A 14,344-nucleotide genomic window follows, 5' to 3' on the forward strand; every position below is an offset into this window, starting at 1 on the left:
TGCTTTAGTAAAAATTTTAAGTATAATATTTATAGTTAGTTTAATTTTTATCACAGAGGAGAAATATTATTATGTCACAAGTATTATTTATTACAGCTCATCCACATGATGAAACTGTTTCTTTTTCAATGGCAACAGCTAAATCATTTATCGAAAGTTATAAAGCTTCAAACCCAAATGATGAAGTCGTTCATATCGATTTATACAATTCATACATTCCACAAATTGATGCAGATGTATTTGCTGGTTGGGGTAAATTACAATCAGGACAAGGATTTGAAGAACTTTCAGAAGGCGAACAAGGTAAAGTACGTCGCTTAAACGAATTAAGTGATCAATTTGTTAATGCAGACAAATATGTATTTGTTACACCATTCTGGAACTTCTCATTCCCACCAGTTATGAAAGCATACTTAGATTCAGTATCAGTAGCTGGCAAAACATTCAAATATACAGCTGAAGGTCCAGTTGGTTTATTACCAGATAAAAAAGCATTACACATTCAAGCACGTGGTGGATACTATAGTGAAGGTCCAGCAGCTGACTTAGAAATGGGTCACCGTTACATCGGACAAATGATGAACTTCTACGGAATTACAGACTTTGACGGTTTAATTGTTGAAGGCCACAATGCTAACCCAGAAAAAGCAGAAGAAATCAAAGCAGACGCAATCGAGCGTGCAAAAGCATTAGGACAAACATTCTAATTTAATATTGAAAAATTGAACCTGAGTCATCACGCGATGACTCAGGTTTTCATTTATCGGCCTGTAAATCCTGTTTTCGGGTCGATAAATTTTTTTATCGGTCCATATTTCTCGTTTCTGGACCGATAATTTTTCGTATCGGTCCGTATTTCCAATTTCTGGACCGGTAATTTATTTTATCGGTCCAGAAACTCCCATATCCTCCCCCAAATTTCCTTCTAATCCTAAAATATATTACATTTTATTCAAAAGTTTCGTTTATACTATATTTATCAAGGAATTATTTTATGATTGGAGGCTTTTTCATAATGAAAGAGATTATAATTTTAACGGTGAGTGATATTCATGGCTATATCTTCCCTACTGATTATCAAGAGGCTCATCAAGACTTACCTAAGGGCTTACTTAAAATTAATCAAATGATTCAAGATATCAAGAAAACTCATGAACATGTCATCGTAATGGACAATGGTGATTTTCTACAAGGTTCACCACTATGTTCATATTTGGCTTCGGAAACAAAATCAAGCAAGCCTTTAACAGATCTATACAACCAAATTGGTTTTGACTTTGGTGTTATTGGAAATCATGAATTTAACTATGGCTTACCTTATCTTTATGATGCGATTAAATCTTTAAACTACCCCGTGTTATCGGCAAATATTTTTAAAGATCATCAACCTTTCACTGGTAATGATGTCATTTATTTAGAAAAAGAGAAAACAACTTTCGGTATTATCGGTTTAACGACTCAATATATACCGCATTGGGAGAAACCCGATACAATAGCCGAATTAAGTTTCCAATCTGCTGTTGAAACTGCGAAAGAACTGATACCAGAAGTGAGACGTAACGCGGATATTGTTGTCGTGTGCTATCACGGAGGCTTTGAGCGTGATTTACATACAGGTGAAGAAACTGAATTACTTACTGGTGAGAATGAAGGATCCGCTTTACTAACAGAATTAGAAGATGTTGATGTATTGATAACAGGTCATCAACATAGAGAAATTGCAGAAGTCATTAATCAAACAGCAGTCATTCAACCCGGTGGTAAAGGAGATTGTCTCGGTAAAATCACATTAAAAATTGATGAAGAAACAAATAAAGTGTTATCAGCAGATTCAGAATTACTATTTGTTAAAGACTATCAACCTCAAATTTCAATTCCACAAAGTCTTACAAACTTAGAAAAAGAAATTAATGACTGGTTAGATACTGAAATCTCGCAACAATCTCAAACGATGTATGTCGACGATCATTTTAAAGCAAGAATAGAGCCACACCCACTGATTAACTTTATTAATTATGCTCAAATGAAGCTTAGTGGTGCTGATATTTCCGCTTCAGCATTATTTGATAGTGGTGTTGGGTTTGGACAAACTATTACGATGCGTGACGTTATTAACAATTACCCATTCCCTAATACATTCTATGTACTAGATATTACTGGTAAAGATTTATTACTAGCCTTAGAAAGAACCGCTTCATACTTCGATATTGAGCAAGGTGAACTCGTTGTGAATAAGGCTTTCATTGAACCTAAACCACAACATTATAACTATGATATGTACGCGGGTATTTCATATACATTCAATATTCATAAGCCTATTGGCAATCGTGTAGAAAATGTTTTATTTAAAGGCAAGACTATCGAATTAGACGCACATTATTCTATCGTTCTTAATAATTATAGAGCAGTTGGTGGCGGTGACTTTAACATGTATAGTGCTGATAAAATTATCAAAGATATTCAAGTAGAAGGCGCAGAAATGCTGATTAACTTCTTAGAGCAACACAGTATAGAAGATGTGCCAGAAGTAATGAATTTTGAAGTGAAATATTAACTAAACCCGAGAAATATGTTGCATCAGACAAACCTTTAATATCCTTACAATCATTTAACAAAATTTTCTATTTTTATGTAAAAAAAACATAAGATTTTGTGGTAATATTTTTATGTAAATGGAGTCCATACAAATTATGGCATTAAATAGAAAATATATGCATATTCATATTGTAATTTTACATAATCGAGGCGTATAATTAAATTTGTATCGAGATTTTATTTATTTGTAGTGATAATACATATTTGGAGGTTTAATTAATGGACATGAAAAAAAGTTTTAGTTTTGTAACCATACTTTTGTTGGGGGCAATGATTTTACTAGCTGCATGTGGCAACGGGAAATCAAGTATTGATTCAAAATCGTCAAGTGATGGGGATAGCAAAGGGGACAGCTATAAACCTAAAGAACTTACTATTCAATTCGTTCCATCTCAAAATGCTGACACATTAGAAGCAAAAGCAAAACCGTTAGAAAAATTATTATCAAAAGAATTAGATATTCCAGTAAAAGTTTCAGTTTCTACAAATTACAACACAATCGTTGAAGCAATGAAATCTAAAAAAGTAGACGTTGGTTTCTTACCACCTACTGCTTACACATTAGCACATGATCAAAAAGCTGCTGATGTATTACTACAAGCACAACGTTATGGCGTTAACAAAGACGGATCTAATAATGACAAACTCGTTAAAAGTTATAAATCACAATTTGTTGTTAAAAAAGATTCTGGCATTAAATCTTTAAAAGATATGAAAGGTAAAAAAATTGCCTTACAAGATGTTACATCAACTGCAGGATACACTTATCCAGTAGCTGAATTATTAAAAGAAGGCATTAATCCAATTAACGACATGAAAATTACAAATGTTAAAGGACATGACCAAGCTATTATTGCATTATTAAATGGTGACGTTGATGTAGCTGTAACATTCCAAGATGCTCGTAACATTGTTAAGAAAGACCAACCAAACGTTTTCAAAGATACTGAAATCGTAGAATTAACTGAAGATATTCCAAACGACACAATTTCAGTAAGAAGTGATATGGATGACAAATTTAGAGATAAACTTAAAAAAGCTTTTAAAGATATCGCAAAAACTAAAGAAGGTCACAAAATTGTAAGTGAAGTTTATAGTCATGAAGGCTATGTTGACAGTAAAGACTCTGAATTCGATATCGTACGTGAATACGGTAAAAAAGTAAACGATAACGAAAAATAATGATGAGATTTAATATAAAAGCTCAGCTCCTATTATGAGCAGAGCTTTTATTTTTTTAAGGGGGATACATATGAGTCAAATAGAATTTAAAAACGTGAGCAAAATATATAAAAATGGTCACCAAGGCCTGAAAGATATCAATTTAAATATTGAAAAAGGCGACTTTGCAGTTATTGTAGGTTTATCAGGTGCTGGTAAATCTACCCTACTACGTTCTATCAATCGTTTACATGATATTACTGAAGGTGATATTTTAATTGATGGTAAATCCATCTCTAAAGCATCAGGTAAAGAATTATTGATGATGCGTCGCAATATAGGTATGATTTTCCAACATTTCAATTTAGTAAAACGTTCATCTGTAATAAGAAACGTGTTGAGTGGTAGAGTCGGATACCACCCTACTTGGAAAATGGTACTCGGTTTATTTCCGAAAGAAGATAAGATAAAAGCATTAGAATCATTAGATAGAGTAAATATACTAGAAAAAGCATATAACCGTTCTGATGAATTATCTGGTGGTCAACAACAACGTATTTCTATTGCACGTGCTTTATGTCAAGAATCGTCTATCATCCTTGCAGACGAACCTGTTGCGTCATTAGACCCACTTACAACGAAACAAGTTATGGATGACTTAAAGCGTATTAACGAGGAATTAGGTATTACGATTATCATCAACCTGCATTTCGTAGATTTAGCAAAAGAATACGGTACTAGAATTATCGGGCTACGTGCTGGTGAATTAGTTTATGATGGTCCTGCATCAGAAGCAACGGATGAAACATTTGCTGAAATTTATGGACGCCATATTAAAAATGACGAGAAGTTAGGGGTGCAGTAAATGGACTCTAACCAAGAACGCTTTGAACCTTACTTACATCGTAAGACTTCTTTAAAAGTTGTTTTATCAATCATTATCGTCGCTATTTTAGTCGTTTGGAGTTTCATGTTTACGAACTTTAGTATTGGTGATTTAATGTACGGTATTCCACAAATGGTCGAACTGTTCAAAAGTATGGTTCCACCAGATTTAAGTTATATTTCTAGTATCACGAAACCAATGTTAGATACCATTCGAATGGCAGTTGTAGGGACATTTATAGGTGGTCTACTTTCAATTCCTATTTCAATCCTGTGTGCCCGCAATGTCATTCGTTCAAGTTGGATTACTTATCCTTGTAGATTTATCTTGAATATTGTAAGAACAATCCCTGACTTATTACTTGCAGCAGTATTCGTTGCAATTTTTGGTATCGGTCAAATTCCAGGGGTACTCGCAATCATCATTTTATCTATTAGTATCATATGTAAATTGATGTATGAGTCATTAGAAAGTATTGATGATGGTCCATTAGAAGCTATGACTGCAGTTGGTGCAAATAAATTAAAATGGATTACATATGCGATAATCCCACAAGCTATTGCACCATATATGTCTTATGTATTATACGCATTCGAAATTAACATAAGAGCAGCAGCAGTATTAGGTTTAGTTGGTGCTGGTGGTATTGGTCTGTATTATGATCAAACGTTAGGTCTTTTCCAATATCCTAAGACATTAACTATTATACTTGTAACACTTGTTATTGTTGTAATCATTGACTTAGTAAGTACGAAAGTGAGGGAAAAATTAATATGACACAAACTCATTATCAGTTAAAGCCAGAAAGACAACGCAAATCCATTATTTCTCGATGGATTACAAGTATCATTCTTGTCGTATTATTAATTTGGGCTTTTGTAGGATTACCCGCTTTCGAAATCAAATCACAGTCAGGAACAATTATGAAATCTATTGTAGATGGATTATTTCATCCTGATTGGAATTATGTATATATTCCTGAAGGTGAAGACCTTCTTAGAGGTTTATTAGAAACATTTGCAATTGCTGTTATTAGTACATTTTTATCAGCCATTTTATTTATACCACTTGCATTTATTGCTGCTAAAAACATGGTTAAATTCAAACCTGTTTCTAGTATTAGTAAATTTATTTTGAGTGTTATAAGAGTGTTTCCTGAAATTGTTATGGCCATTATCTTTATTAAAGCTGTAGGTCCAGGATCATTTTCAGGTGTACTTGCACTAGGTATTCATTCTATAGGTATGATGGGTAAATTGTTCGCTGAAGATCTAGAAAATCTAGATTTAAGTCCAACAGAATCACTCGTAGCAAGTGGCGCCAATTCGATTAAGACACTCATGTTTGCAGTAGTACCACAAATACTACCTTCATACATATCATTAGTATTATATCGTTTTGAGTTAAACTTAAGATCCGCTTCAATACTTGGTTTAATCGGAGCTGGCGGTATCGGTACACCATTAATATTTGCTTTGCAAACTCGAACTTGGGATCGTGTAGGCATAATATTAATAGGTTTAGTCATAATGGTAGCAGTAGTTGATTTTATATCAGGTAGTATTAGGAAAAAACTCGTTTAACAAAGATGAAGCGACCACGGAAATTGCGATTTCCGGGTCGCTATTTTTTTAATCGGCCTGGTAATCTCGTTTCCGGGTCGGTAATTATTTTTATCGGCCTGCAAATCTCATTTCCGGGTCGCTATTTTTATTTATCGGTCCATATTTCTCGTTTCTGGACAGGTAATTTTTCTTATCGGTCCATACTCCAACCTCATCACCCTATTCAATCTCTATTACATTTGTCTTTTTGTTTGTTCTTGAAAACGATTACAACTATAATGTAATTATACACTAAAGATTGAGGTGATGATTTATGGTAAATGTAAATAATCAAGGAATAAAGCTTTATGTGCTCGACAATGGTCGTATGAGAATGGACAAGAATCTAATGATTGCTGGGTCTAATCAAGCTACTTTGGATAATCCAAATGCACCTAATGAAATGTTTGAATTCCCTATTTACACCGTATTTATTGATCATCCTGAAGCAAAGATTTTATTCGACACGGCTTGTAATCCTAACTCTATGGGGGAAAACGGTAGATGGATTAACCAAACTCAAAAAGCTTTCCCGTATACTGCTGATGAATCTTGCTACTTACCTAATAGACTTGAACAAATTAATGTCGATCCAAGCGAAGTTGATTATGTCGTAGCTTCTCATCTTCATTTAGATCATGCAGGTTGTCTTGAATATTTTACAAACGCAACTGTAATTGTGCATGATGATGAACTTAATGGAACGATGCAGACTTATGCGCGTAACCAAAAAGCTGGTGCTTATATTTGGGCGGATATTGATGCTTGGATTAAAAATGATTTAACATGGAAAACGATTAAACCTTATGAAGATAATTTAGAAATTGTTAAAGGTGTTAAAGTACTGAATTTTGGTAGTGGTCATGCATGGGGCATGATTGGACTAGAAGTAGAAACTCAGGAACTCGGTACACTGATATTGGCTTCAGATGCTATTTACACAGCTGAAAGTATGGGAGACATTTTAAAGCCACCTGGTATTTTATATGATTCAATTGGTTGGGCAAGATCTGTTGAAAAGATTAAAAGACTCGCTAAAGAGAAAAACGCACAAATTTGGTTCGGGCATGATGGCAATCAATTTGAAGGCTTTAGAAAATCAACAGATGGATATTACGAATAATGTTAATCATATAGGAGTGAAAGCTAATGAAGACACGAGCAGCAGTATTGCACGAAATGGGTTTACCTAGTCCATATTCAGAAAGTAAACCATTAAAAATTGAAACACTTGAATTAAATAAACCGAATCAAAATGAAGTGCTCATTAAAATTGGAGCGGCAGGGTTATGTCATTCAGATTTATCTGTTATTAATGGAAGTAGACCACGCCCTACTCCTATGGCACTTGGACATGAAGCGGCAGGAGAAATTATTGAAATTGGAGACAACGTAACAAACTTTGAAGTTGGTGATCATGTTGTCTGTACATTTATTCCAAACTGTGGCAATTGTTTACCTTGTAGTGAAGGTAGACCTGCACTATGTGAGAATGGCGCTGCTTCTAATGAGCAAGGAGAACTTCTTGATGGTGGCATAAGACTACATAATGAAGAAGATAATATGCATCATCACCTAGGGGTTTCTGGCTTTGCAGATTATGCTGTTGTTTCACAACACTCTATCGTTAAAGTTGATAAAGACATTCCTTTTGAAAAAGTAGCCATATTTGGATGTGCTGTTATTACAGGTATAGGCGCAGTTATTAATACAGCACAAGTAAAACCAGGTAGCTCAGTTGCAGTTGTTGGATTAGGCGGTATCGGTTTGAATGCAATTTTAGGCGCTAAATTAGCTGGAGCAGGAGAAATCATTGCATTAGATATTAATCCAGACAAATTTGAATTAGCTAAAAAACTCGGTGCAACTGCAACTTTTAATTCAGGAGACGATGATGTTGTTGAACAAGTTAAAGCTTATGTAAAAGGCGGCGTTGAATATGCATTTGAAACTGCCGGTGTCGTGCTAGCAATGGAAGTTGCATACAAAATCACCAAACGTGGAGGTTCAACAGTTACAACCGGATTACCAGACCCTAAACATGAATTTTCATTTCCACAAGTTACTTTAGCGGCGGAAGAAAGAACCATTAAAGGTTCATATGTTGGTAGCTGTATACCAATGAGAGATATCCCAAGATTTATCGCGCTTTATAAACAAGGTCGCTTAGATATTGATTCATTACTAACAGACACGTTGCCTCTAGATCAAATTAATGAAGGATTCGACCGACTAGCAAAAGGAGACGCCGCAAGACTAGTAGTCAAAATGAATAATTGATAACTGAGATGCAAAATATGGACCGGTAAATTTTTTTATCGGTCCATATTTTCTGTTTCTGGACCGGTAATTTATTTTATCGGTCCAGAAACTCCATTTTCGGGTCGCTATTTTGATTTATCGGCCTGGAAATCCCAATTCCACCTTCTCACTTCCTGCCCACCCACACACCTACATCCACCCATCCCAAATATCATTATCTTTGTGACTTTTACATGGAAAGTATACAATTATATTTAAAGAATGATTCATTATTTATAAGGGGATGAACAAATGGATACTTCATTTAATACAACAAAAGAATTTGCCGAAGCTTTGGATAAAGCGGATGTGTTACATCATGTTCGTGATCGATTTTATATACAACCTAACGAAATTTACATGGATGGGAATTCTTTAGGTCTTGCTTCTAAAGATGCTGAGGCATCATTGCTCAATGCATTAGAAGATTGGAAAAAAGAAGGTATCAAAATTTGGAATATTGAAGACAGCAAATACTATCATTATTCTAAGCACATTGCTTCAAACATGGCGCCATTAATTGGTGCGAGTCCTGAAGAAGTTGTTGTAGTTGGTAGCACGACATCCAATATACATCAAGCTATCAGTACTTTTTACGAACCGACTAAAGATAAATACAAAATATTAGTTGATGACTTAAACTTCCCTACTGATCGTTATGCAGTAGATAGTCAAGTGCGTTTAAAAGGATTAGATCCAAACGATGCAGTTAAAGTTGTTAAAAGTTCAGATGGTGTATTCATTGATGAAGATGCCATTATTGAAGCAATGACGGATGATGTTGCACTTATTCTATTGCCTACTGTACTCTACCGAAGTGCTCAAGTATTAGACATGGCAAAAATAACAATGGCTGCGAAGGAACGTCAAATCACCATTGGATGGGACTTATGTCATGCAATCGGTGCGATTGAAATGGACTTATCCCAAATTGATGCAGACTTTGCAGTATGGTGTACATATAAATATTTATCAGGTGGACCTGGTTCAACTGCTGGCTTATATATCAATAAGAAACACTTTAATCGCAGTCCTGGTACTGCCGGTTGGTTTGGGAATAAAGACGAAACACAATTCCAACTTAATCATACATTTGAACATCAACGAGATGCTTCAGGTTGGCAAGTTGGAACGCCAAATATTCTCTCTATGGCACCATTAGAAGGTGTACTTAACATTTTTAACGAAGTTGGCATGCATGCTATTAGAACGAAATCACTTCATATTACGTCATACTTAATGTATTTAATTGATGAAAAGTTAACTGACTATGGTTATTCAGTTGGGAACTTACGTGATGATTTTAAACGAGGTGGACATGTTTGTTTAGTGCATGATGAAGCATATAGAATCAGTTTAGCGTTGAAAGATAAAGGCGTCATTCCTGATTTTAGAGAACCAAATGTGATTCGATTAGCACCTATTGCTTTATATACATCTTATGAAGAAGTCTATAAAGTCGTTGAGATTTTAGAAGAAATTGCACAAGATCATTTATACGAACAATATAGTACTAAACGTGGCCTGGTCGTATAATAAATTGCGTACTTAAGGAGTAGCTATATGTCCAAGAAACACGGAGAAATCATTCGATTTATACTTGTTGGTGTCATCAATACATTTAATTATTACTGGATATATTTATTATTATTAAAAGTGTTCGACATTCAATATTTAGTGAGTCATATATTGAGTTTCATAATAAGCTTTATCATTTCATTTTATTTGAATTGTTATTTTGTTTACCGTGTTCAACCTACCGTAAAAAAATTCATTCAATTTCCTATTACACAAGTTGTAAATATGGGATTACAAACATTATTATTATTTGTGTTTGTACAGTTATTTCATGTAAACGAAACTTTTGCACCATTTATCGGATTAATTTTTACAATTCCAATAACATTTATATTATCTAGATGGATTTTAGTAGATAAATAAAACCAAAAGCGCCTGTAACATGTTTATGTTACGGGCGCTTTTCATTTTTTCTATAATAAGAACATAACAAAGAATGGAACGACTGCTACGACTACGATACCAACAAGAACGAGTGAAATACTGGCCATTGATTCTTCTACTTCACCTAATTCTTTTGCTGCTGCGACACCGAGTGTGTGTCCACTTGTACCTAAGGCTAATCCTCTTGCAATAGGATTTGTAATATTAAAGAGTTTCAATAATTTATTTCCTAATGCCATAATAATAACGGCGTTTAAAATCACGGCTAACGATGTGAGTTCTTTAATACCTGAAATACCTTCTGAAACTGGCAATGCAATTGCAGTTGTTGCTGCTTGTGGTAACATTGATGCGATAATATCATCACCAAATTGGAATGCTTTCGCTACAATATAAATAATAACAAGTGCTGCTACTGTTCCAATCGCTATACCACCCATGATATGATGCCAATGCTTTTTAAGTACTTCACGTTTTTTGTATAAAGGAATTGCGAAACAAATTGTTGCTGGTTCTAGGAAGAAATTAATAATATCTCCACCTATTTTGTAATTTTCATATGGAATGCCTGTCGCTTTTAAAAATACAATACCACCAACCATACTGAAAAATAATGGCGCAAACAAGAAGAATCCATTTGATTTTTTAAATAAATAAGTACCGACTAAGAATAATGTTACAGATAATCCGATACCGAAATATGGTGTATTAAGGCCTAAATGTTCCATCATGCATAATCACCTGCCACGCGTTTATTGTTAATTTCTTTCGTACGTTTAGCTGATTTTTCACTTGGTTTAATAATCAATTGTGAAAAGATACCCGTACAAACAAGTAATAAAATTGTAGAAATAATAATTAGTAATATGATAAGTATTGGACTCGTACTTAAAATGCCTAATGAGTTGATTACTGATATACCCGCTGGAACGAATAAGAATCCGATATTATTCGTTAATGCTGTACCAACCGCTTCTACTTGTTCTAACTTGATAATACCTGTCGTCAATGCGATAAACATTAGCACTAATCCGATAACAGATGCCGGCATTGGTATAGGCATAAAGCTTTCTATTACATGTGAAATTAATAATACAATTGATATTGTTAATACTTGATGAAAGAAGTTATTGACTTTTTTCATTTTGACAACCTCCCGAAGTAATCTCTTAAGGTTATCTTAATATGAAAATCAATTTTTAAAGCGTTTTCAATGCGAAATGCAATAATTGACCTCTAAGTTACAAAATCTATGCTCTGAAAATTATACTAACCCTATTTCTGATTTAAATGACTTCATATATGATCGACTAACTTGTAATTTGATATTCCCCGTCAACGTCACTTGATACGTCGAATTAAACCAATGTTCAACCGATTGTATATGCCATTTATTGATAATACTTGCGCGATGAATACGAATAAATTTAGCGTGACTGAGCTTTTTCTCATAGAAACTAAGTGGTTCGTTTGTCGTATATTCATTGTCAGTCGTATTAATCGTCGTAATACCTTGGTTGACAGATATCGCAATAATATCATCTACATTCAATACATAAATACGATCATCAATTTCAATAGGCAAGACTTCATCGTGATTGACAGGTTTCGGCTCCACTGATTGTTGTGTCTCGATATTCGTAATTTTATTAATCGCTTGTTCAATTCTTGCTTTCTCAAAAGGTTTCAAGATATAGTCTGTTGCTTCTAATTCAAATGCTTGTACAGCATATGTGTCATGAGCAGTCGCAAAGATAATATGCGGAACATGTTTCATTTTATTGATTTTCTTCGCTAAATCTAATCCACTTTCTTCCATCAAATTAATATCTAAAAATATAACATCAAATTCGTGTGACAGTAGTTGTTCCAATGTTTCTTCAACATTTTCTGCTTCTTCAATTTGACTAAATGAACCAATTTGATTCAATAAATATTTCAGTTCATTACGTGCTAATGGCTCATCATCAACAATTAACGCATGCATTACATTTCCTCCTCTCGATATTTGTGTGGAATAATCGTACATACTTTCGTTCCTTTATCACTTGAATCGAATTGTAATTCTGCATGATTTCCAAATAATCCTGTTAATCTTCTATTTAAATTCTCTAACGCACTTCCAGTTCCAGACTGAGAGGCAACCGTTGTCTTACCTAAAATAGCAATTTTATCTTCATGTATACCTTGTCCGTTATCTCTTACACATAATTGAATCGATTGATGGTTACGACTCACTTTGACCCAAATGCGATTGTCATCTTTTCTACTTGTAAACGCATGTTTAATCGCATTCTCTACTAATATTTGTATAACAAAAGGTGGTACAAGTGCAGAATAATGTTCTTCAGGTATATCAAATTCAATTTTAAAGTGATCGGGATATCTCGCTTGTTCTAAAGCAATATAAGCGCGTACTTGTTCTAATTCTTTTACAATTGTAATCGTATTGTTTCTCGCACCTTGTAAATTCGAACGGAAGAAATGACTCAATTGTAATAATAATTGACGTGCTTTCTCATGATCTATTCGAACTAATGCTGAAATTGTATTAATCGCATTAAAGAAGAAATGCGGATTAACTTGAGCTTGTAACGACTTAATTTCAGCATCTTGTAGTAATTTTCGTTGTGTTTCAACAGCACCGAGTTCTAACTGACTAGAGAATATTTTAGCTAAACCTTCAGCTAGTTGTTTCTCTACAAATGTTAAATCATGATGATCTGTAAAATATAACTTCAATGTTCCTACAATATCATCATGTACATATAACGGAATAACGATCGCCGCTTCAAGAGGACAGTTCGGATGTTGACACCCTATATCTTTACTAGAATAGACTTCTTTTTGTTGACCTGTTTCAATAACTGCTTTAGATAAATCAGTAATGATGGTCTTATCAGGTGTGTGATGATCACTAGCTACACCAACATGCGCCAATATATGCGTCTTATTTGTAATAGCAACAGCAGAAACTTTCATAAGATCTTTGATAATTTTTGCTGATTGATGTGCAGATGATTCTGTTAATCCTTCTTTAAAATAAGGCAATGTCTGATTGACGAGCTTTAATACATCATGCGTTTGAATCGCTCTCATTTGTTCTTCTTGTTTAACTGTCGAAATAATAATAGACATAAATATCGCAGTACCTAATCCATTAATGATAATCATCGGCAATGCAATAAGTTGAACAAGTTCCCATGCATCTGCTTTTTGAGATGAGAATATCAATATACAAATCATTTGAATAACTTCCGTTGATGCACCAACTAATGCACTTTGTTTCACGGATAAATAACTTTTTGACTTCATTGCTTGTGCCCCAAAGTAACCTGCGACAAGTCCAATGACGATAGATGATATTAAATATGTATATGCATCAGCACCGCCAATATAAACTCTAAATATACCTGATAGCACACCTACGAATAAACCTACAAATGGTCCACCTATTAACCCTGAAACGCCTATTGTTAACACACGTGTATTCGCAAGTGACACTTCTGGTCCGAGATGTAAATAAATCATACTCGATACAATTTCACCATTATGTATCGCGACACCTGTAAAATTAGATAACAATGCAAATGATGAAAATACAATGATCAATCGCCATTTTACATACCATTTTTCACGTTCACCCATCATATTTTTAAAATACGTGGTATTCATTAATATGTAGGCAACAAGTATAATTAAACCAACACGTTCTAATAATAAGACAAATAAATTTAACATATAAACACCTATCGTTTCTTTACTTTTCTATACGTTCATACCAACAAATATTTTACCATATGATTGTTAGAAAGCTCGGAATAATGTTTAAATG

Annotated in this window: 14 protein-coding genes; 10 read left to right on the forward strand and 4 right to left on the reverse strand. The window is 34.0% G+C overall.

The features are described from left to right. The first annotated feature begins 71 nt into the window (after positions 1-71). The 10 genes from LQ693_RS07615 to LQ693_RS07660 all read left to right on the forward strand — a co-directional run bounded on the left by LQ693_RS07615 (position 72) and on the right by LQ693_RS07660 (position 10,488). A complete protein-coding gene (locus LQ693_RS07615) occupies positions 72-707 on the forward strand; it encodes an FMN-dependent NADH-azoreductase (protein WP_025906904.1) in 636 nt (211 codons plus the stop codon). 308 nt (positions 708-1,015) lie between these two features. Next, positions 1,016-2,554 (forward strand): bifunctional metallophosphatase/5'-nucleotidase, encoded by a 1,539-nt coding sequence (locus LQ693_RS07620; protein ID WP_103360805.1) that lies wholly within the window; start codon positions 1,016-1,018, stop codon positions 2,552-2,554. A 266-nt stretch (positions 2,555-2,820) separates the two neighbouring features. Beyond that, the gene (locus tag LQ693_RS07625) at positions 2,821-3,777 is read left to right on the forward strand and encodes a phosphate/phosphite/phosphonate ABC transporter substrate-binding protein (protein WP_025906906.1); all 957 of its coding nucleotides are present in this window, start codon (positions 2,821-2,823) and stop codon (positions 3,775-3,777) included. A 70-nt stretch (positions 3,778-3,847) separates the two neighbouring features. Beyond that, a complete protein-coding gene (phnC, locus tag LQ693_RS07630; protein WP_025906907.1) occupies positions 3,848-4,621 on the forward strand; it encodes a phosphonate ABC transporter ATP-binding protein in 774 nt (257 codons plus the stop codon). Then, entirely contained in the window at positions 4,622-5,419 is a 798-nt protein-coding gene (gene phnE, locus LQ693_RS07635) for a phosphonate ABC transporter, permease protein PhnE (RefSeq protein WP_119499048.1), read from the forward strand. Continuing rightward, positions 5,416-6,225: a phosphonate ABC transporter, permease protein PhnE gene (gene phnE, locus LQ693_RS07640; RefSeq protein WP_037590241.1), complete on the forward strand. Its 810-nt coding sequence runs from the start codon at positions 5,416-5,418 to the stop codon at positions 6,223-6,225. The genes phnE (LQ693_RS07635) and phnE (LQ693_RS07640) overlap by 4 nt, the downstream gene beginning before the upstream one ends. 295 nt (positions 6,226-6,520) lie before the next feature. Continuing rightward, positions 6,521-7,369 carry an AhlS family quorum-quenching N-acyl homoserine lactonase gene (ahlS, locus tag LQ693_RS07645; protein WP_065381592.1) on the forward strand — a complete coding sequence of 283 codons (849 nt, stop codon included), beginning with the start codon at positions 6,521-6,523 and terminating at the stop codon, positions 7,367-7,369. A gap of 26 nt (positions 7,370-7,395) precedes the next feature. After that, complete coding sequence (locus tag LQ693_RS07650; RefSeq protein ID WP_239703136.1) at positions 7,396-8,526, forward strand: zinc-dependent alcohol dehydrogenase family protein; 1,131 nt, start codon at positions 7,396-7,398, stop codon at positions 8,524-8,526. A 273-nt stretch (positions 8,527-8,799) separates the two neighbouring features. After that, the gene (gene kynU, locus LQ693_RS07655; protein ID WP_119499046.1) at positions 8,800-10,083 is read left to right on the forward strand and encodes a kynureninase; all 1,284 of its coding nucleotides are present in this window, start codon (positions 8,800-8,802) and stop codon (positions 10,081-10,083) included. Positions 10,084-10,110: 27 nt separating this feature from the next. Next, a complete protein-coding gene (locus LQ693_RS07660; RefSeq protein WP_198052305.1) occupies positions 10,111-10,488 on the forward strand; it encodes a GtrA family protein in 378 nt (125 codons plus the stop codon). 50 nt (positions 10,489-10,538) lie between these two features. On the opposite strand, the gene lrgB is transcribed toward LQ693_RS07660, so the two are convergent. The 4 genes from lrgB to LQ693_RS07680 all read right to left on the reverse strand — a co-directional run bounded on the left by lrgB (position 10,539) and on the right by LQ693_RS07680 (position 14,250). Beyond that, a complete protein-coding gene (lrgB, locus tag LQ693_RS07665) occupies positions 10,539-11,240 on the reverse strand; it encodes an antiholin-like protein LrgB (RefSeq protein WP_107576660.1) in 702 nt (233 codons plus the stop codon). Next, entirely contained in the window at positions 11,237-11,653 is a 417-nt protein-coding gene (gene lrgA / locus LQ693_RS07670) for an antiholin-like murein hydrolase modulator LrgA (protein WP_119499034.1), read from the reverse strand. The genes lrgB and lrgA overlap by 4 nt, the downstream gene beginning before the upstream one ends. 120 nt (positions 11,654-11,773) lie before the next feature. After that, positions 11,774-12,496: a response regulator transcription factor LytR gene (locus LQ693_RS07675; protein ID WP_025906916.1), complete on the reverse strand. Its 723-nt coding sequence runs from the start codon at positions 12,494-12,496 to the stop codon at positions 11,774-11,776. Next, positions 12,496-14,250, reverse strand: coding sequence for a sensor histidine kinase (locus LQ693_RS07680; protein WP_107633907.1), 1,755 nt, complete (start codon positions 14,248-14,250; stop codon positions 12,496-12,498). The genes LQ693_RS07675 and LQ693_RS07680 overlap by 1 nt, the downstream gene beginning before the upstream one ends. Positions 14,251-14,344: the final 94 nt, after the last annotated feature.

Source organism: Mammaliicoccus sp. B-M6, assembly GCF_022386965.1.
Lineage (GTDB): Bacteria > Bacillota > Bacilli > Staphylococcales > Staphylococcaceae > Mammaliicoccus > Mammaliicoccus sciuri_A.

What these genes read in the sequence shown, in the direction of transcription:
- kynU (WP_119499046.1), top strand. Translation starts at nt 8,800, where the DNA reads ATGGATACTTCATTTAATACAACAAAAGAATTTGCCGAAGCTTTGGAT.
- LQ693_RS07615 (WP_025906904.1), top strand. Translation starts at nt 72, where the DNA reads ATGTCACAAGTATTATTTATTACAGCTCATCCACATGATGAAACTGTT.
- LQ693_RS07680 (WP_107633907.1), bottom strand. Translation starts at nt 14,250, where the DNA reads ATGTTAAATTTATTTGTCTTATTATTAGAACGTGTTGGTTTAATTATA.
- LQ693_RS07650 (WP_239703136.1), top strand. Translation starts at nt 7,396, where the DNA reads ATGAAGACACGAGCAGCAGTATTGCACGAAATGGGTTTACCTAGTCCA.
- lrgA (WP_119499034.1), bottom strand. Translation starts at nt 11,653, where the DNA reads ATGAAAAAAGTCAATAACTTCTTTCATCAAGTATTAACAATATCAATT.
- LQ693_RS07625 (WP_025906906.1), top strand. Translation starts at nt 2,821, where the DNA reads ATGAAAAAAAGTTTTAGTTTTGTAACCATACTTTTGTTGGGGGCAATG.
- phnE (WP_037590241.1), top strand. Translation starts at nt 5,416, where the DNA reads ATGACACAAACTCATTATCAGTTAAAGCCAGAAAGACAACGCAAATCC.
- lrgB (WP_107576660.1), bottom strand. Translation starts at nt 11,240, where the DNA reads ATGATGGAACATTTAGGCCTTAATACACCATATTTCGGTATCGGATTA.
- LQ693_RS07675 (WP_025906916.1), bottom strand. Translation starts at nt 12,496, where the DNA reads ATGCATGCGTTAATTGTTGATGATGAGCCATTAGCACGTAATGAACTG.
- LQ693_RS07660 (WP_198052305.1), top strand. Translation starts at nt 10,111, where the DNA reads ATGTCCAAGAAACACGGAGAAATCATTCGATTTATACTTGTTGGTGTC.
- ahlS (WP_065381592.1), top strand. Translation starts at nt 6,521, where the DNA reads ATGGTAAATGTAAATAATCAAGGAATAAAGCTTTATGTGCTCGACAAT.
- phnC (WP_025906907.1), top strand. Translation starts at nt 3,848, where the DNA reads ATGAGTCAAATAGAATTTAAAAACGTGAGCAAAATATATAAAAATGGT.
- LQ693_RS07620 (WP_103360805.1), top strand. Translation starts at nt 1,016, where the DNA reads ATGAAAGAGATTATAATTTTAACGGTGAGTGATATTCATGGCTATATC.
- phnE (WP_119499048.1), top strand. Translation starts at nt 4,622, where the DNA reads ATGGACTCTAACCAAGAACGCTTTGAACCTTACTTACATCGTAAGACT.